Origin of the sequence: uncultured Escherichia sp., assembly GCF_948475835.1 — a bacterium.
GTDB lineage: Bacteria > Pseudomonadota > Gammaproteobacteria > Enterobacterales > Enterobacteriaceae > ECMA0423.
Genome location: NZ_CAOLGM010000001.1, coordinates 56920 through 75912, shown reverse-complemented (window position 1 = coordinate 75912; position 18993 = coordinate 56920). Strand labels below are relative to the sequence as shown.

Sequence of the window (18993 nt, the reverse complement as noted above, 5' to 3'; positions counted from 1 at the left end):
ATTAAGAATCCGTTACGGCTTTCTGAAAATCTTCAGCGGACCGGCGAGTATACCTGAAGAAAGGACGTTAGATGCTTTTAGCTACGGCACTGTTAATTGTTGGTTTACTTTTGGTCGTTTACAGTGCCGACCGCCTGGTTTTTGCCGCGTCTATTCTTTGCCGAACCTTTGGCATCCCGCCGCTGATCATCGGCATGACGGTGGTCAGTATTGGTACATCGTTACCAGAAATCATCGTCTCGCTTGCCGCGTCTCTGCACGAACAACGCGATTTAGCCGTTGGTACAGCCCTCGGCTCAAACATTATCAATATATTGCTGATCCTCGGTCTGGCTGCGCTGGTTCGTCCTTTTACCGTCCATTCTGATGTTCTACGCCGTGAATTACCCTTAATGTTGTTGGTCAGCGTGGTGGCCGGTTCCGTACTCTATGACGGACAACTTAGTCGCAGCGATGGTATCTTTCTCCTCTTTCTGGCTGTGCTATGGCTGCTGTTCATTGTTAAACTTGCACGTCAGGCTGAACGTCAGGGGACTGACAGCCTGACCAGAGAGCAGCTTGCAGAGCTGCCGCGTGACGGCGGATTGCCCGTCGCGTTTTTATGGCTCGGCATTGCGCTTATCATCATGCCAGTGGCCACGCGGATGGTGGTTGATAACGCCACGGTGCTGGCGAATTACTTTGCCATCAGCGAGTTGACGATGGGTCTGACGGCAATTGCTATCGGAACCAGCCTGCCGGAACTGGCAACCGCAATAGCGGGGGTTCGCAAAGGTGAAAACGACATTGCTGTCGGAAATATCATTGGCGCAAACATTTTTAATATTGTCATCGTGTTGGGTTTACCCGCGCTGATAACGCCAGGAGAGATTGATCCACTGGCGTACAGTCGTGACTACAGCGTGATGTTGCTGGTGAGCATTATTTTTGCGTTGCTGTGCTGGCGGCGCTCCCCACAACCGGGCCGTGGTGTAGGGGTATTATTAACTGGCGGATTTATCGTATGGCTGGCGATGTTGTACTGGTTATCGCCAATACTCGTTGAATAACTGGAAACGCATTATGTCGCACGTAGAGTTACAACCGGGTTTTGACTTTCAGCAAGCAGGTAAAGAAGTCCTGGCGATTGAACGTGAATGCCTGGCGGAGCTTGATCAATACATCAATCAGAATTTCACGCTTGCCTGTGAAAAGATGTTCTGGTGTAAAGGGAAAGTTGTCGTCATGGGGATGGGGAAATCGGGGCACATCGGGCGCAAAATGGCCGCAACGTTTGCCAGCACCGGTACACCTTCATTTTTCGTCCATCCTGGTGAAGCCGCGCATGGTGATTTAGGCATGGTCACCCCACAGGATGTGGTGATTGCTATCTCTAACTCAGGTGAATCCAGCGAAATCACGGCCTTAATTCCAGTGCTTAAGCGTCTTCACGTACCGTTAATCTGCATCACCGGTCGCCCGGAGAGCAGCATGGCGCGCGCCGCAGATGTGCATCTGTGTGTTAAAGTAGCGAAAGAAGCCTGTCCGTTAGGGCTGGCACCGACCAGCAGCACCACCGCCACGCTGGTTATGGGCGATGCCCTCGCTGTCGCGCTGTTAAAAGCACGCGGCTTTACTGCTGAAGATTTTGCGCTCTCACACCCAGGCGGCGCACTGGGTCGTAAACTTCTGCTGCGCGTAAACGATATTATGCATACGGGCGATGAGATCCCGCATGTTAAGAAAACGGCCAGTCTGCGTGACGCGTTGCTGGAAGTTACCCGCAAAAATCTTGGTATGACTGTCATTTGCGATGACAATATGATGATTGAAGGCATCTTTACCGACGGTGATTTACGCCGTGTCTTCGATATGGGCGTGGATGTTCGTCAGTTAAGTATTGCCGATGTGATGACGCCGGGGGGAATACGTGTGCGCCCTGGCATTCTGGCCGTTGAGGCACTGAACTTAATGCAGTCCCGCCATATCACCTCCGTGATGGTTGCCGATGGCGACCATTTACTCGGTGTGTTACATATGCATGATTTACTGCGTGCAGGCGTAGTGTAAAGATTCAAGGATAAACAACAATGAGCAAAGCAGGTGCGTCGCTTGCGACCTGTTACGGCCCTGTCAGCGCCGACGTTATGGCAAAAGCAGAGAACATTCGTCTGCTGATCCTCGACGTTGATGGCGTACTGTCAGATGGCCTGATTTATATGGGCAATAACGGCGAAGAGCTGAAAGCGTTCAATGTTCGTGACGGTTATGGCATTCGTTGTGCGCTCACCTCTGATATTGAAGTCGCTATCATTACCGGGCGAAAGGCTAAACTGGTAGAAGATCGTTGTGCCACATTGGGGATCACTCACTTGTATCAGGGGCAGTCAAACAAACTGATCGCCTTTAGCGATTTGCTGGAAAAACTGGCGATTGCCCCGGAAAATGTGGCTTATGTCGGCGATGATCTCATCGACTGGCCGGTAATGGAAAAAGTGGGTTTAAGCGTCGCCGTGGCCGATGCGCATCCACTGTTGATCCCGCGCGCCGATTACGTGACGCGCATTGCTGGCGGTCGTGGCGCAGTGCGCGAAGTTTGCGACTTATTACTCCTGGCGCAGGGCAAACTGGATGAAGCCAAAGGGCAATCGATATGAGTAAAGCCAGACGTTGGGTTATCATTGTGCTATCACTGGCGGTTCTGGTGATGATCGGCATTAATATGGCTGAAAAAGACGATACCGCCCAGGTGGTCGTCAACAACAATGATCCCACCTATAAAAGCGAGCATACGGACACGCTCGTCTATAACCCAGAAGGGGCACTAAGCTATCGATTGATTGCTCAACACGTTGAATATTATTCCGATCAGGCCGTTTCGTGGTTTACGCAGCCGGTACTTACCACGTTTGATAAGGATAAAATCCCGACATGGTCCGTAAAAGCAGATAAAGCCAAGCTGACCAATGACCGGATGCTCTATTTATATGGACACGTTGAAGTCAACGCACTCGTGCCGGACTCTCAACTTCGCAGAATCACGACGGATAACGCGCAGATCAATCTGGTGACGCAGGATGTTACCTCTGAAGACCTCGTCACGTTATACGGAACAACATTTAACTCCAGCGGTCTGAAAATGCGCGGCAACTTACGCAGCAAGAACGCCGAGCTGATTGAAAAGGTTAGAACATCCTATGAAATTCAAAACAAACAAACTCAGCCTTAATCTTGTGCTTGCCAGCTCACTTCTGGCCGCCAGCATTCCGGCATTTGCCGTAACCGGAGACACTGATCAGCCGATCCACATTGAATCGGACCAGCAATCTCTTGATATGCAAGGCAACGTGGTTACCTTTACCGGTAATGTCATCGTCACCCAGGGCACCATCAAAATTAATGCCGACAAAGTGGTTGTTACCCGTCCGGGCGGCGAACAAGGTAAAGAAGTGATTGACGGCTACGGTAAACCGGCAACGTTCTACCAGATGCAGGATAACGGTAAACCGGTTGAAGGTCACGCTTCCCAGATGCACTACGAACTGGCAAAAGATTTTGTCGTTCTGACGGGTAATGCTTATCTGCAGCAGGTTGATAGCAACATTAAGGGCGATAAGATCACTTACCTGGTAAAAGAGCAGAAAATGCAGGCTTTCAGCGACAAAGGCAAGCGCGTAACCACCGTTCTGGTGCCGTCGCAGCTGCAGGACAAAAACAACAAAGGCCAGACCCCGGCACAGAAGAAGGGTAATTAATTCGTTATGGCAACATTAACTGCAAAGAACCTTGCAAAAGCCTATAAAGGCCGTCGCGTGGTAGAAGACGTCAGCCTGACCGTCAACTCCGGGGAAATTGTCGGTCTGCTGGGGCCAAACGGTGCCGGTAAGACCACCACTTTCTACATGGTTGTAGGCATTGTGCCGCGCGATGCGGGCAACATCATTATTGATGATGACGATATCAGTCTGCTGCCTCTGCATGCACGCGCGCGCCGCGGTATCGGCTATCTGCCACAGGAAGCCTCCATTTTCCGTCGCCTCAGCGTTTACGATAACCTGATGGCGGTACTGCAAATTCGTGACGACTTGTCTGCTGAACAACGTGAAGACCGCGCGAACGAGCTGATGGAAGAGTTTCACATTGAGCACCTGCGTGACAGCATGGGGCAGTCACTCTCCGGGGGTGAACGTCGCCGTGTAGAAATTGCCCGCGCACTGGCTGCGAATCCGAAATTTATTCTGCTCGACGAACCGTTTGCCGGGGTTGACCCGATCTCGGTTATCGACATTAAACGCATCATTGAGCACCTGCGCGACAGCGGCCTGGGCGTGCTGATCACTGACCACAACGTGCGTGAAACACTGGCGGTTTGTGAACGCGCTTATATCGTCAGTCAGGGGCATTTGATCGCCCACGGCACGCCTACAGAAATCTTACAAGACGAACACGTTAAGCGTGTATACCTTGGGGAAGACTTCAGACTCTGATAGGGTAGAAGTTTGCGACGTTTTAGCAGGAGAGTACGATTCTGAACATGAAGCAAGGTTTGCAACTCAGGCTTAGCCAACAACTGGCGATGACGCCACAGCTCCAACAGGCAATTCGTCTGTTGCAGTTGTCGACGCTGGAACTTCAGCAGGAGCTACAGCAGGCGCTGGAGAGTAATCCGCTGCTTGAGCAAATCGACACTCATGAAGAAATCGACACCCGCGAAACGCAAGACAGTGAAACGCTGGACACCGCCGACGCGCTCGAACAAAAAGAGATGCCGGAAGAGCTGCCGCTCGATGCCAGTTGGGACACCATTTACACCGCTGGTACACCATCCGGCACCAGCGGTGACTACATTGACGATGAGCTGCCGGTCTATCAGGGCGAAACGACGCAGACCTTGCAGGATTACCTGATGTGGCAGGTCGAGCTGACACCGTTTTCCGACACTGACCGCGCTATTGCTACCTCTATCGTCGATGCCGTTGATGACACCGGTTATCTGACTGTCCCGCTGGAAGATATTCTCGAAAGTATGGGCGATGAAGAGATCGACATCGACGAGGTTGAAGCCGTCCTTAAGCGGATCCAACGGTTTGATCCGGTCGGTGTAGCGGCAAAAGATCTGCGTGACTGCCTGCTAATCCAACTCTCCCAATTCGATAAAACCACGCCGTGGCTGGAAGAGGCCAGACTGATCATTAGCGATCATCTCGATCTGTTAGCCAATCACGACTTCCGCACTTTAATGCGCGTCACGCGTCTGAAAGAAGATGTGCTGAAAGAAGCCGTCAATCTGATCCAGTCGCTCGATCCGCGCCCCGGGCAGTCGATCCAGACTGGCGAACCTGAGTATGTCATTCCAGATGTGCTGGTGCGTAAGCATAACGGTCACTGGACGGTAGAACTCAACAGTGACAGCATTCCGCGTCTGCAAATCAACCAGCACTACGCCTCGATGTGCAATAACGCGCGCAACGATGGTGACAGCCAGTTTATCCGCAGCAATCTGCAGGATGCCAAATGGTTGATCAAGAGTCTGGAAAGCCGTAACGATACGCTACTGCGCGTGAGTCGCTGTATCGTTGAACAGCAGCAAGCCTTCTTTGAGCAAGGTGAAGAATATATGAAACCGATGGTACTGGCCGATATCGCCCAGGCTGTCGAAATGCATGAATCGACGATATCTCGCGTGACCACGCAAAAATACCTGCATAGTCCACGAGGCATTTTTGAACTGAAGTATTTCTTTTCCAGTCACGTCAATACCGAGGGCGGCGGCGAAGCTTCCTCCACGGCGATTCGTGCGCTGGTGAAGAAATTAATCGCGGCGGAAAACCCAGCGAAACCGTTGAGCGACAGCAAGTTAACCTCTTTGCTGTCGGAACAAGGTATCATGGTGGCACGCCGCACTGTTGCGAAGTACCGAGAGTCTTTATCCATTCCGCCGTCAAACCAGCGTAAACAGCTCGTTTGACCCAACCGATAAGGAAGACACTATGCAGCTCAACATTACCGGAAATAACGTCGAGATCACCGAGGCACTGCGCGAATTTGTTACAGCCAAATTTGCCAAACTTGAGCAATATTTTGACCGAATCAACCAGGTCTATGTTGTTCTGAAAGTGGAGAAAGTCACCCACACCTCAGATGCAACACTGCATGTAAACGGTGGTGAAATTCATGCCAGCGCGGAAGGTCAGGACATGTACGCTGCCATTGATGGCTTAATTGATAAGCTGGCACGCCAGTTGACCAAACATAAAGATAAACTGAAACAACACTAATTGTCCGGGCAATTAGCATGTGCATGGCGGCCTGTTGTGCGGCACAACGGGCCATTTGTACGGTTAATGCTCCGAGCCTGTTCCACTGTTTGAGTGGGCAGGTTCTTAGGTGAAATTATGACAAATAATGATACAACTCTACAGCTTAGCAGTGTTCTTAACAGGGAATGTACGCGAAGCCGCGTCCACTGTCAGAGCAAAAAACGCGCCCTGGAAATCATCAGCGAGCTGGCGGCGAAACAACTTAGCCTGCCGCCTCAGGTGGTTTTTGAAGCTATCCTGACGCGGGAAAAAATGGGCAGTACCGGTATCGGCAATGGTATTGCAATTCCGCATGGCAAACTGGAAGAAGATACTCTGCGTGCCGTTGGCGTTTTCGTTCAGCTCGAAACGCCTATAGCTTTCGATGCCATCGACAACCAACCGGTGGACTTACTTTTTGCCCTGCTGGTGCCGGCAGACCAAACTAAAACGCACCTGCATACTCTGTCGCTGGTGGCGAAACGTCTGGCGGACAAAACCATCTGCCGCCGTTTACGCGCAGCCCAGAGCGATGAAGAGCTGTATCAAATCATTACGGATACCGAAGGTACTCCGGATGAAGCGTAGTTATTCGGTAATGTCTCTTTTAGACGTTGTGAGGAGAAACAGTACATGGTACTGATGATCGTCAGCGGACGTTCAGGTTCAGGTAAATCTGTCGCCCTGCGTGCGCTGGAAGATATGGGTTTTTACTGCGTGGATAACCTTCCCGTAGTGTTGTTACCCGATCTGGCTCGAACCCTGGCCGATCGCGAGATTTCTGCCGCCGTCAGCATTGATGTTCGTAATATGCCGGAGTCACCAGAAATATTCGAACAGGCGATGAGTAACCTGCCTGACGCTTTCTCACCGCAACTACTGTTCCTGGATGCCGACCGTAATACCTTAATTCGTCGTTACAGTGACACGCGCCGACTGCATCCGCTTTCCAGCAAAAACCTGTCGCTGGAAAGTGCTATCGACAAAGAAAGCGATTTGCTGGAGCCTCTGCGTTCGCGAGCGGATCTGATTGTCGATACCTCAGAAATGTCCGTTCACGAGCTGGCTGAAATGCTGCGTACCCGTCTGCTGGGTAAACGTGAACGCGAACTGACAATGGTCTTTGAGTCTTTCGGCTTCAAACACGGTATCCCTATCGATGCAGATTACGTCTTTGACGTGCGCTTCTTGCCGAACCCGCACTGGGATCCGAAACTGCGTCCAATGACAGGTCTTGATAAGCCCGTCGCCGCGTTCCTCGACCGCCACACAGAAGTACACAATTTTATCTACCAGACGCGAAGCTATCTTGAGCTATGGTTACCTATGCTGGAAACCAACAACCGTAGCTACCTGACGGTCGCCATTGGTTGTACCGGCGGGAAGCACCGTTCGGTGTATATTGCAGAGCAACTGGCAGACTACTTCCGCTCGCGCGGTAAAAACGTCCAGTCACGCCATCGTACGCTGGAAAAACGTAAACCATGACCGTCAAGCAAACTGTTGAAATCACAAACAAGCTGGGCATGCATGCCCGGCCTGCAATGAAGCTGTTTGAATTAATGCAGGGTTTTGACGCTGAAGTGCTGTTACGTAATGACGAAGGCACCGAGGCCGAAGCCAACAGCGTTATTGCGCTGCTGATGTTAGATTCTGCCAAAGGACGGCAGATTGAAGTTGAAGCGACCGGCCCACAGGAAGAGGAAGCACTGGCAGCCGTTATCGCCCTCTTTAACTCTGGTTTTGATGAAGATTAATCTTCATCACTTTGACATACAACTCCCTTCAAACTCCCCCCGACAATAAGAAAATCACGTACTGAAATCGTTCTCAATCAACGTCATTTGTACATTTTGTGCGCTTTTCACTTTCAGAAGAACCTTAAGAAAACCTTAAGAGGCATTGTTTAGGTTTTGTTTAAGTTAATCGACCATACTGGAGATCGTCAGAAAATATTTCCAGGAGATGGCATGATTCGCTTATCTGAACAAAATCCCCTGGGCACCGGAAGACATCGGAAATGTTATGCGCATCCGGAAGATGCCCAACGCTGTATCAAGATTGTCTACCATCGTGGCGATGGTGGCGATAAAGAGATCCGCCGTGAGTTAAAGTACTACGCGCATCTTGGTCGCCGGTTAAAAGACTGGAGTGGAATACCGCGCTATCACGGTACCGTTGAGACGGATTGCGGAACCGGTTATGTCTACGATGTGATTGCAGATTTTGACGGCAAACCCTCCATTACGCTGACCGAATTTGCTGAGCAATGCCGTTACGAAGAAGACATTGCACAACTGCGCCAGCTACTGAAACAGCTGAAGCGTTATTTGCAGGATAACCGTATCGTGACGATGTCGCTGAAGCCGCAGAATATCCTCTGTCACCGCATCAGTGAGTCAGAGGTTATCCCGGTCGTCTGCGACAACATTGGTGAAAGCACATTGATTCCACTGGCGACCTGGTCGAAGTGGTGTTGTCTGCGTAAGCAAGAGCGGTTATGGAAACGATTTATCGCCCAACCGGCGCTGGCTATTGCCCTGCAGAAAGATCTGCAACCTCGTGAGAGCAAAACGCTGGCCCTCACTTCGCGCGAAGCTTAATCCAGCTGGTGTTGTTGCATAAACGGCTCACCGCCTAACTGATACATCTGCCGTAAAATCCACGCCTGACGGCTACGCACGTAGCCCGATGGCGAGGAGACTTTGAAACGAAGTGGATTAGGTAATACAGCTGCCAGTAATGCAGCTTCCGACCGGGTAAGTTTGCTCGCGGGTTTGTGGAAATAACGTTGTGCCGCAGCTTCGACGCCAAACACACCGTCGCCAAATTCGGCGATATTCAGGTAAACCGTCAGGATACGCTTTTTGCTCCAGACTGTTTCTATCCCCAGCGTTAATCCAGCTTCCAGCCCTTTTCGTACCCAGCTACGCCCATCCCATAAAAAGAGATTTTTGGCCGTCTGCTGAGAAATCGTTGAAGCACCGCGAATACGGTTTTCATTGCGCTCGTTGTGCGCCAGGGCTTTCTCAATGGAAGCGACATCAAAGCCCCAGTGCTCAGGAAATTTCTGATCTTCTGCGGCAATCACCGCCAGTCCCATCCACGGCGAGATTTGATCCATACTGACCCAGTCAGAATGTGCCACGTAACGAAAATTGCCATGCAGCCAGGCGCTGACCTGTCGCTCGACCATTACCGCTGAGAAGGGAACAGGCGCAACACTAAACAACGCGATGCCCCCGCCCCAGAAAACGGCGAGGACAACCATTAACCGCAAAAGAAAACGGCGAACGAAACTAAACACCGTTAAGCGGCTTTTACTCATTCAGCCAGAACCAGCACGCGGGAAACCAGCTTATCAATGCCGCTCGCCGCTTCTGCAATGTTCTGCGCCAGCATATATGCTGGGGTGGTGACAATCTTATTGTCTTCATCAACCACGATATCATCGACAGGACAGGGCACATGCTCCGCGCCCATCTCTTCCAGCACTTCTGCGGTATCGATATCAGTACCGATGGTCAAACGCAGCGGGAAATCGAAAATTTTCGGCAGCATCGCTGGGGCAATACACATAAAACCAAGCGGTTTTCCGGCCTGATGCATCGCTTGTGCCAGCGCCTTTAATTCACGGTCAACGGTGCATTCGCTACCAAGAGTGGCAAAATTGCTTAAATTCTTCGCCGCGCCAAACCCCCCCGGCACAATCAACGCATCCAGTTCAGCGGCATCGGCCTGGGCCAGAGGACGGATTTCACCGCGCGTTATTCGTGCCGCTTCAATCAGCACGTTGCGCGTTTCCGTCATCGCTTCGCCAGTTAAATGGTTGATAACATCAACCTGCTGCTTATCCGGTGCAAAGCAGACCGCCTGCGCACCGCTGCGTGAAATAGCTAACAACGTCAACACCGCTTCATGAATTTCAGAACCGTCATAGACGCCGCATCCGCTCAGAATTACGCCAATTTTCTTCATTGTGATCATCCTTTCGCAATTGACTGAAACACATTAATTTTTTTAATAAAAATGGTACGCATCACACATTTAACTGATTCATGTAACAAATCATTTAAGTTTTGCTATCTTAACTGCGTGCGGCCTGAAAAACAGTGCTGTGCCCTTGTAACTCATCATAATAATTTACGGCGCAGCCAAGATTTCCCTGGTGTTGGCGCAGTATTCGCGCACCCCGGTCTAGCCGGGGTCATTTTTTAGTGGCTTTTGCCACCCACGCTTTCAGCACTTCTACGTCGTGACGCCACTCTTCTTTCATCTCTTCAATCCATTCACCGACGTTATCTTCCCAGGCAGGAAGGTCCGGAGACTGAATTTGCTGACCCAGCTGTTGCAGATGGCGTAACCCCACTGACCCCGCCGCACCTTTAATTTTATGTCCTTCCTCTACAATGCCTTTTTTATCCTGCGCCGTCAGATTCGACTCCAGCACGCTGACATAGCCCGGCATCATCTTCTCAAACACCGCTAACCCGTCGGTGATCAGCTTCGGTCCTACAAGTTCGAGATACTGTTCCAGCATGGGAATATCGAGCAATGCTTCTGATTTACTGTTCTCTTCTGTCGTCACCGTACTCTCCTCATCATCCTGGGTATCCCAGAATTTCTTGATCATCGCGGTTAGCGCCGGAACCGAAAGCGGCTTACTCAGCACATCATCCATTCCAGCATTGAGGTACTCTTGTTTGTCTTTCAGCACGTTAGCGGTTAAGGCCACCAGCGGCGGTAAATCCTCGCGCGGATAACGCTTCGTCAGTTCACGAGAGATATCCAGCCCGGTCATATCTGGCAACTGAATATCCAGCAACACCAGGTCGTATTCGCCCGGTTTAAACATCTCCAGCGCCGCCTTGCCGGTCATGGCGACATCAACGCTGTTACCTAATTTTTCCAGCACAGAACGCGCAACAATCACGTTCAGTTCAATGTCTTCCACCAGCAGCACATTCAGCGCCGGTAAAGGCATATCGTCTTCATCAAACGCATCATCGACCTCTTCTGCTACCGACGGTGCGTGGATCGTCAACGTAAAGGTTGAACCTTTGCCCTGTTCGCTGGTAACCGTAATATCGCCGCCCATATTTTTCGCCAGACGACGAGAAACGGCCAGACCAATACCGGTGCCGGTGGCAGGTTTACCGCCATGACTGTCTTTCACCTGGTAATACATGGCGAAAATTTTATCCAGCTCATCCTGCGGAATGCCGATACCAGAGTCTTCCACTTCAAAATGCAGCATATCGCCTTCATCGTAGCGCACGCGCACGGTAACCTGGCCTTGCTGGGTGAATTTGACGGCGTTACTGATGAGGTTCCACAGGATCTGCCGTAAACGCGTCCCGTCGGTAATGACCTGATGCGGTAATGGCAGCGTCGGCTCCAGGTTAAAGCGCAATCCTTTTTGTTGCGCCTGCAATGCGGAGAGATTTTCCAGATCGGCAAGGAAGCTGGTGAAATCAACCGGTTGATTATCAAGCTGGACCTTGCGCCGTTCCATCTTATCCATGTCGATAATATCGTTAAAGATATTCCCCAGCGTGACGGCCGAAACATGGATGGTCTTGAGATATTTTTCCTGCTCGGCGGTGAGTTCGGTATCCAGCAGAATACGGCTCAGGCCGACGATACCGTTCAGCGGTGTACGCAATTCGTGACTGATGGTGGAGATAAACGTCGTTTTGTCGCGGCTGGCCCGTTCAAGCGCATCCTGATACCGCTTACGCTCGGTAATGTCGCGACCAAAGCCCATCAAACCGTGACGTTTACCCACGCGGTCGTAGTACGGCACTTTACGGATTTCAAAGCAGGCTTTGCGCCCGTCCGGGTAATCCAGCCACTGTTCATAGGTCAGTGACACATTATGACGGAACACTTTTTCATCGGTTTCAATGACTTTTGCGGCGGCTTCCGGTGAGTAAACATCAGCAGGTTTCAGGTGAACCAGTTGTTTTTCGCTTTTTCCGGTCAGCAGCTCCATCGCGCGGTTACAGCCGGAAAACTCTTTATCTTCGTTACGATAAAAAACCAGGTCGGGTGAAGCATCAAGGAAGGAACGTAAGAATGAGGATTGCTGCTCGAGCTGAATTTGTGTCTCTTCGCGCTCTTTGATTTCAATTTTCAGTTGGCCGAAGGTTTCCTGCAGTTCTGCTTCCGCTTTTTCACGAACGGCGATTTCCTGATTTAGCTGGGCAATATTATCTTTTAACTGAACGTTGAGGCTCAAATCGCGCTCGCGCATCTCCTCCAGTTTTTGCACCAGCCGTGACAGACGTTGTCGTGACTCCTCCAGTTGCTCGACGACCACCGATATAAAGTAGACCGCCCACGGCGTAATCAGCAAACCAAAGAAGATAGAACGAATAACATCAATGCTTTCGACCTGACCATGCAGCACCATGGTTACCGCCATTTGTACCACAATGGCAAGAACGACGAGGGCCAGCGCCAGCAACATTGAGAAGCGCACCAGACCTAACTTCATCATCAGGTCAACATAATACTGCGCCAGCAGACGAATTTGCTTCATTAGGGAATTCCTTCACGACAACCTGCCCCAATAATACCCAATTCTGACAGTTACGTTATAAATTGTGTGAGAAATGCGGAATTCCCCTCAACGACCTACTCCGTTGGAGGTATCCACGGACGTTCCAGCGCCGATCCCTGTACGCCATGTTCATTCAGATAGCGATCCAGCTCGACCATTCCCGTCCATCGATTTTCGCACCACAGAGGAGCAAGCAGCGTCGGGCGACGGGCGCTGGCGGAAATGCGGTGGTAGATCACTTCCGGTGGCGTATGGCGAATCATTTCTCCGGCAGTGAGCGTGTAATCCTCCAGTTCAATACCGTTCAAACGCCCCGCTTCCCAGGCTTTCGCCATAATGCTGCCTTTCACAATATGCAGCGGATGCAGCTTTATGCCGTCCACGCCGGTTTCAACCACTCGCTCCAGCGTTTGCAAACATTCAGCCTGCCCTTCGCCAGGCAGGCCGACAATTAAGTGGGAACACACCTTCAGCCCGCGCTGACGTGCCAGCTGGGTTGTACGCTGATAACAGGCAAAATCATGGCCGCGGTTGATGCGATGCAGTGTTTTGTCGTGGGCGGTTTGTAGCCCCAGCTCCAGCCACACTTCGTAACCCTGGTCCTTATATTCGCAAAGCAGATCCAGCACCGCATCCGGCACGCAGTCCGGGCGGGTACCAACACACAAACCGACAATATTGGCCTGGCTCACCGCCTGCTGATACATAGAACGCAGCACCTGAACTTCCGCAAAGGTGCTGGTATACGCCTGAAAGTAGGCCAGATAGCGTTTAGCGCGGTTAACTAAATTCGCCTGGTGCGCCAGTTGCTCGGCAATGGAACGATGCTGCTGCGCTTCATCGGCAAACGAGGCAACATTACAGAATGTGCAGCCACCACGCCCGATGGTACCGTCACGGTTAGGGCAGCTAAAACCGCCGTGTAGCGTCAGCTTATGCACCTTTTGCCCATAACGACGGGTGAGATCACCACCAAACATATTGACTAATTTCTGTAACTGCATAATCTGATAGACCGCGCCTTGAAAAGAGGCCAAAGCCTGCCATTTTTAGCTCAATTCGGCGATGACCTGGATCAATCGTCCCGGCCTGCTTTTATCAACTGCATAATCAATCAAAATTACCGAAATTTCATGCATAATCACATAAATCACTTTTGCTTATCTTGTGTCAGATTTTTTTATCTCCTTATGGATTTTAGGCAAAAACAGTAGCATGAAACGTCATTACCAATTAAGGCAGTATAAAATGCTGGTTTTCTCGTCAGTTCAAGGCAGGATAAGGGTTAACACGCCTTTATGACAGTCAGGAATTGACTGTTTCTCTAACGACTTCCCTTTTAGCCTTAAAGATAAAATCCATTTTAATTTCAGTAATTTAATAAAGAATTTTGCGCTAAAGCACATTTCTGTATCAATAAGCTTGCCATTTGACCTGTATCAGCTTTCCCGATAAGTTGGAAATCCGCTGGAAGCTTTCTGGATGAGCAGCCTGCTCATCATATTTATGCAGTAATTGAGATCCCCTCTTCACCGTATTAACCGATGCGAAAAGGACAACAAGGGGGCGAATGCGAGGCGCGCGTATGACACGCAAACCCCGTCGCCACGCTCTTTCTGTGCCCGTGCGCAGCGGTTCGGAAGTGGGGTTCCCGCAGAGCCTGGGGGAGGTTCACGATATGTTGTACGATAAATCCCTTGAGAGGGATAACTGTGGTTTCGGCCTGATCGCCCACATAGAAGGCGAACCTAGCCACAAGGTAGTGCGTACTGCAATACACGCACTGGCCCGCATGCAGCACCGTGGCGCGATTCTCGCCGATGGTAAAACCGGCGACGGTTGCGGCTTGCTGTTACAAAAACCGGATCGCTTTTTTCGCATCGTTGCGCAGGAGCGCGGCTGGCGTTTAGCAAAAAACTACGCTGTCGGGATGCTCTTCCTGAATAAAGATCCTGAACTCGCCGCTGCCGCACGCCGCATCGTTGAAGAAGAGCTGCAACGCGAAACCTTGTCGATTGTGGGCTGGCGTGATGTCCCCACTAACGAAGGCGTGCTGGGTGAAATCGCCCTCTCCTCTCTGCCCCACATTGAGCAAATTTTCGTTAACGCTCCGGCAGGCTGGCGTCCGCGCGATATGGAGCGCCGTCTGTTTATCGCCCGCCGCCGCATTGAAAAGCGTCTCGAAGCCGACAAAGACTTCTACGTCTGTAGCCTGTCGAATCTGGTGAACATCTATAAAGGTCTGTGTATGCCGGCGGATCTGCCGCGCTTTTATCTGGATCTTGCGGACCTGCGTCTGGAATCGGCCATCTGCCTGTTCCACCAGCGCTTCTCCACTAACACCGTACCGCGCTGGCCGCTGGCGCAGCCGTTCCGCTACCTGGCGCATAACGGTGAAATCAACACCATCACCGGTAACCGCCAATGGGCGCGTGCGCGTACCTATAAATTCCAGACGCCGCTGATCCCTGATCTGCACGACGCCGCACCGTTCGTCAACGAAACCGGTTCTGACTCCAGTTCGATGGATAACATGCTGGAACTGCTGCTGGCAGGCGGGATGGATATCATCCGCGCCATGCGTCTATTAGTACCACCCGCCTGGCAGAACAACCCGGATATGGACCCGGAACTGCGTGCCTTCTTTGACTTTAACTCCATGCATATGGAGCCGTGGGATGGCCCGGCGGGCATCGTGATGTCCGATGGTCGCTTCGCTGCCTGTAACCTCGACCGTAACGGTCTGCGTCCGGCACGCTACGTCATTACCAAAGACAAGCTCATCACCTGCGCCTCTGAAGTCGGTATCTGGGATTATCAGCCTGACGAAGTGGTCGAAAAAGGCCGCGTCGGGCCAGGCGAACTGATGGTGATCGACACCCGCAGTGGGCGTATTCTGCACTCGGCAGAAACCGATGACGATCTGAAAAGCCGCCATCCATATAAAGAGTGGATGGAGAAAAACGTCCGCCGACTGGTACCGTTTGAAGATCTGCCCGATGAAGAAGTGGGTAGCCGCGAACTGGACGACGACACGCTTGCCAGCTACCAGAAACAGTTTAACTACAGCGCGGAAGAGCTGGACTCCGTAATTCGCGTACTGGGCGAAAACGGTCAGGAAGCGGTCGGTTCGATGGGCGATGATACCCCATTCGCCGTGCTCTCCAGTCAGCCGCGCATTATTTACGACTACTTCCGCCAGCAGTTTGCCCAGGTGACTAACCCGCCAATCGACCCGCTGCGTGAAGCGCATGTTATGTCGCTCGCCACCAGTATCGGTCGTGAAATGAACGTCTTTTGCGAAGCAGAGGGCCAGGCGCACCGTTTAAGCTTTAAATCGCCGATTCTGCTCTACTCCGATTTCAAACAGCTCACGACGATGAAAGAGGAGCACTACCGCGCAGATACGCTGGATATCACCTTTGACGTCACTAAAACCACGCTCGAAGCGACAGTCAAAGAGCTGTGCGACAAAGCCGAAAAAATGGTACGTAGCGGCACCGTGCTGCTGGTGCTCTCCGACCGGAATATCGCTAAAGATCGCCTGCCGGTTCCAGCCCCGATGGCGGTTGGCGCGATCCAGACCCGTCTGGTCGATCAAAGCCTGCGTTGCGATGCCAACATCATCGTCGAAACCGCCAGCGCCCGCGATCCGCACCACTTCGCCGTGTTGCTGGGCTTCGGCGCGACGGCTATTTATCCATACCTTGCCTATGAAACGCTGGGCCGCCTGGTAGACACCCATGCGATTGCCAAAGATTATCGTACCGTGATGCTCAACTACCGTAACGGCATCAACAAAGGCTTGTACAAAATCATGTCCAAAATGGGCATCTCCACCATCGCCTCTTACCGCTGCTCGAAACTGTTTGAAGCGGTCGGTCTGCACGATGATGTAGTGGGCCTGTGCTTCCAGGGGGCGGTCAGCCGCATTGGTGGGGCGAGCTTTGAAGACTTCCAGCAGGATCTGCTGAACCTGTCGAAACGTGCCTGGCTGGCGCGTAAGCCCATCAGCCAGGGCGGCCTGCTGAAATACGTCCACGGCGGCGAATACCACGCTTACAACCCGGACGTGGTGCGCACGCTGCAACAGGCGGTACAAAGCGGCGAGTACAGCGACTATCAGGAATACGCGAAGCTGGTTAATGAGCGTCCGGCAACCACGCTGCGCGATCTGCTGGCAATTACGCCGGGTGAAAACGCGGTCAACATTGCTGATGTTGAACCGGCAAGCGAACTGTTTAAACGCTTTGATACCGCCGCGATGTCTATCGGCGCGTTAAGCCCGGAAGCCCACGAGGCGCTGGCGGAAGCGATGAATAGCATCGGCGGTAACTCGAACTCCGGTGAAGGCGGCGAAGACCCGGCGCGCTATGGCACTAACAAAGTGTCGCGCATCAAGCAGGTGGCTTCTGGTCGCTTCGGCGTTACTCCGGCGTATCTGGTCAATGCCGACGTCATTCAGATTAAAGTCGCCCAGGGCGCGAAGCCGGGCGAAGGCGGTCAGTTGCCGGGCGACAAAGTCACTCCTTACATCGCCAAACTGCGCTATTCGGTGCCCGGAGTGACGCTGATCTCCCCGCCGCCGCACCACGATATCTACTCTATCGAGGACTTAGCGCAGCTCATTTTCGACCTCAAGCAGGTTAACCCGAAAGCGATGATCTCCGTGAAGCTGGTTTCCGAACCGGGCGTAGGCACCATCGCGACTGGCGTGGCAAAAGCTTATGCCGATTTAATCACCATCGCAGGCTATGACGGTGGCACCGGCGCAAGCCCGCTGTCGTCAGTGAAATACGCAGGTTGCCCGTGGGAGCTGGGGCTTGTTGAAACCCAGCAGGCGCTGGTTGCCAATGGTCTGCGTCATAAGATCCGTTTGCAGGTCGATGGCGGCCTGAAAACCGGTGTTGATATCATCAAAGCGGCGATTCTCGGCGCAGAAAGCTTCGGCTTCGGCACTGGCCCGATGGTGGCGCTCGGCTGTAAATATCTACGTATTTGCCATCTGAACAACTGCGCAACGGGTGTAGCAACTCAGGATGACAAACTGCGTAAGAACCACTATCACGGCCTGCCGTTCAAGGTTACCAATTACTTTGAATTTATTGCCCGTGAAACCCGCGAGCTGATGGCACAGCTGGGTGTAACGCGTCTGGTGGATCTGATTGGTCGCACCGACCTGCTGAAAGAACTGGACGGTTTCACCGCCAAACAGCAAAAACTGGCGCTGTCGAAGCTGCTGGAGACCGCCGAACCGCATCCAGGTAAGGCACTCTACTGCACCGAAAACAACCCACCGTTTGATAACGGCCTGCTGAACGCGCAGTTGCTGCAACAGGCGAAACCGTTTGTCGATGAACGCCAGAGCAAAACCTTCTGGTTCGATATTCGCAACACCGACCGTTCTGTCGGCGCGTCGCTTTCAGGCTATATCGCCCAGACGCACGGCGATCAGGGGCTGGCAGCCGATCCTATCAAAGCGTACTTCAACGGCACCGCAGGCCAGAGTTTCGGTGTGTGGAACGCGGGCGGCGTGGAACTGTACCTGACCGGGGATGCCAACGACTATGTCGGTAAAGGCATGGCGGGCGGCTTAATCGCCATTCGTCCTCCGGTTGGTTCCGCCTTCCGCAGCCATGAAGCAAGTATTATCGGCAACACCTGCCTGTATGGCGCGACCGGTGGTCGTCTGTATGCCGCAGGCCGCGCGGGTGAACGTTTCGGCGTGCGGAACTCCGGTGCTATCACCGTGGTAGAAGGCATTGGCGACAACGGCTGTGAATATATGACGGGCGGTATTGTCTGTATTCTGGGTAAAACCGGCGTTAACTTCGGTGCGGGCATGACCGGCGGCTTCGCTTACGTTCTCGATGAAAGCGGTGATTTCCGCAAACGCGTTAACCCGGAACTGGTCGAGGTCTTAAGCGTTGACGATCTGGCGATCCATGAAGAGCATCTGCGCGGTCTTATCACCGAGCATGTTCAGCATACTGGCTCTCAGCGCGGTGAAGAGATTCTGGCGAACTGGTCAACCTTCGCCACTAAATTTGCGCTGGTTAAACCGAAGTCCAGTGATGTAAAAGCACTGCTGGGTCATCGTAGTCGTAGCGCAGCAGAGTTGCGCGTGCAGGCGCAGTAAGGGGTAGCAAC

General features: G+C 52.3%; 17 protein-coding genes. 13 read left to right on the top strand and 4 right to left on the bottom strand.

Translation table 11 applies throughout. The annotated features are described in order from the left end of the window. Positions 1-71: 71 nt before the first annotated feature. From QZF50_RS00345 to yrbL, 12 genes are all read left to right on the top strand, one after another. Complete coding sequence (locus QZF50_RS00345; protein WP_000922872.1) at positions 72-1049, top strand: calcium/sodium antiporter; 978 nt, start codon at positions 72-74, stop codon at positions 1047-1049. A 13-nt stretch (positions 1050-1062) separates the two neighbouring features. Next, a complete protein-coding gene (gene kdsD / locus QZF50_RS00340) occupies positions 1063-2049 on the top strand; it encodes an arabinose-5-phosphate isomerase KdsD (protein ID WP_001295557.1) in 987 nt (328 codons plus the stop codon). A gap of 20 nt (positions 2050-2069) precedes the next feature. Continuing rightward, positions 2070-2636, top strand: a complete 567-nt coding sequence (gene kdsC, locus QZF50_RS00335) for a 3-deoxy-manno-octulosonate-8-phosphatase KdsC (RefSeq protein ID WP_000030016.1) — start codon at positions 2070-2072, stop codon at positions 2634-2636. Next, complete coding sequence (gene lptC, locus QZF50_RS00330) at positions 2633-3208, top strand: LPS export ABC transporter periplasmic protein LptC (RefSeq protein ID WP_000030537.1); 576 nt, start codon at positions 2633-2635, stop codon at positions 3206-3208. The genes kdsC and lptC overlap by 4 nt, the downstream gene beginning before the upstream one ends. After that, positions 3177-3734 (top strand): lipopolysaccharide ABC transporter substrate-binding protein LptA, encoded by a 558-nt coding sequence (gene lptA / locus QZF50_RS00325; protein ID WP_000669785.1) that lies wholly within the window; start codon positions 3177-3179, stop codon positions 3732-3734. The genes lptC and lptA overlap by 32 nt, the downstream gene beginning before the upstream one ends. Positions 3735-3740: 6 nt before the next feature. Then, a complete protein-coding gene (gene lptB, locus QZF50_RS00320; protein ID WP_000224099.1) occupies positions 3741-4466 on the top strand; it encodes an LPS export ABC transporter ATP-binding protein in 726 nt (241 codons plus the stop codon). Positions 4467-4513: 47 nt separating this feature from the next. After that, positions 4514-5947, top strand: a complete 1434-nt coding sequence (gene rpoN, locus QZF50_RS00315) for an RNA polymerase factor sigma-54 (protein ID WP_000809051.1) — start codon at positions 4514-4516, stop codon at positions 5945-5947. Between the two features lie 22 nt (positions 5948-5969). Beyond that, complete coding sequence (gene hpf / locus QZF50_RS00310) at positions 5970-6257, top strand: ribosome hibernation promoting factor (RefSeq protein WP_001176599.1); 288 nt, start codon at positions 5970-5972, stop codon at positions 6255-6257. 117 nt (positions 6258-6374) lie between these two features. After that, complete coding sequence (ptsN, locus tag QZF50_RS00305) at positions 6375-6866, top strand: PTS IIA-like nitrogen regulatory protein PtsN (RefSeq protein WP_000183676.1); 492 nt, start codon at positions 6375-6377, stop codon at positions 6864-6866. 45 nt (positions 6867-6911) lie between these two features. Beyond that, on the top strand, positions 6912-7766 hold the full coding sequence (gene rapZ, locus QZF50_RS00300; RefSeq protein WP_000243741.1) for an RNase adapter RapZ: 855 nt from the start codon (positions 6912-6914) through the stop codon (positions 7764-7766). Beyond that, entirely contained in the window at positions 7763-8035 is a 273-nt protein-coding gene (gene npr / locus QZF50_RS00295) for a PTS phosphocarrier protein NPr (RefSeq protein ID WP_000216791.1), read from the top strand. Before rapZ ends, npr begins: the two co-directional genes overlap by 4 nt. Positions 8036-8248: 213 nt before the next feature. Continuing rightward, positions 8249-8881: a PhoP regulatory network protein YrbL gene (yrbL, locus tag QZF50_RS00290; protein WP_000620387.1), complete on the top strand. Its 633-nt coding sequence runs from the start codon at positions 8249-8251 to the stop codon at positions 8879-8881. On the opposite strand, the gene mtgA is transcribed toward yrbL, so the two are convergent. The 4 genes from mtgA to QZF50_RS00270 form a co-directional block, all read right to left on the bottom strand. Next, a complete protein-coding gene (gene mtgA / locus QZF50_RS00285; protein WP_000047091.1) occupies positions 8878-9606 on the bottom strand; it encodes a monofunctional biosynthetic peptidoglycan transglycosylase in 729 nt (242 codons plus the stop codon). The two genes, yrbL and mtgA, sit on opposite strands and share 4 nt — an antisense overlap. After that, a complete protein-coding gene (gene elbB, locus QZF50_RS00280; RefSeq protein WP_001299134.1) occupies positions 9603-10256 on the bottom strand; it encodes an isoprenoid biosynthesis glyoxalase ElbB in 654 nt (217 codons plus the stop codon). Before elbB ends, mtgA begins: the two co-directional genes overlap by 4 nt. A gap of 229 nt (positions 10257-10485) precedes the next feature. Further along, positions 10486-12822 carry an aerobic respiration two-component sensor histidine kinase ArcB gene (arcB, locus tag QZF50_RS00275; RefSeq protein WP_061892546.1) on the bottom strand — a complete coding sequence of 779 codons (2337 nt, stop codon included), beginning with the start codon at positions 12820-12822 and terminating at the stop codon, positions 10486-10488. Positions 12823-12917: 95 nt separating this feature from the next. Beyond that, entirely contained in the window at positions 12918-13847 is a 930-nt protein-coding gene (locus tag QZF50_RS00270; protein ID WP_001176896.1) for a TIGR01212 family radical SAM protein, read from the bottom strand. Positions 13848-14521: 674 nt separating this feature from the next. On the opposite strand from QZF50_RS00270, the gene gltB reads away from it, so the two are divergent. Further along, entirely contained in the window at positions 14522-18982 is a 4461-nt protein-coding gene (gltB, locus tag QZF50_RS00265) for a glutamate synthase large subunit (RefSeq protein WP_001364217.1), read from the top strand. Positions 18983-18993 lie beyond the last annotated feature (11 nt).